General features: G+C 53.8%; 1 protein-coding gene. It reads left to right on the top strand.

Annotated elements, in window-relative coordinates:
* A partial coding sequence (locus F7R02_RS26785) for a hypothetical protein (protein ID WP_151210364.1) occupies positions 1–219 on the top strand: 219 nt, incomplete at its 5' end.
* Between the last annotated feature and the right edge of the window lie 210 nt (positions 220–429).

Below are 429 nucleotides of genomic sequence, written 5' to 3'. Positions count from 1 at the left end.
CCTGTAAACCAGGAAATTCCCACGGAAAGCGCCAGAAATGGCGAAATTCCAAAGATTCAAACGCCACTCTTCGGAACGACGCGACATCCCGCACTCTCAGGCCTCGTTATTCAGACCTTCCCTAGTCTTCAAGCCATCGCCGCCCGGCGGTACAGACGGGCACAACTTGTCGGTTTCGCTCATAAGCAAATGTGGGTACTGCCTCCTGACTATTTATAATCCTCAGCACTTAGTTGGGCGGCGATCAATTTCGACCCACCCATATGATTCCGCCAAGGAATGAGCGGTTACTCACTAAAGACAGCTAGGGAAGCTCTGAACAACGCACCACAGATACGCGACACTACCCGCCTCATCATGTAGAGGATCATCTATGCAGCTGACGTTCGGTGACGCTGAGGGCCTGGGCAAGCGCAAGCAGACCCGGCG

This window comes from Xanthomonas cissicola, from assembly GCF_008801575.1.
Taxonomy (GTDB): Bacteria; Pseudomonadota; Gammaproteobacteria; order Xanthomonadales; family Xanthomonadaceae; genus Xanthomonas; species Xanthomonas cissicola.
Note: the sequence above shows the minus strand (reverse complement) of the source record. Positions and strands in the feature narration are given on the sequence as shown.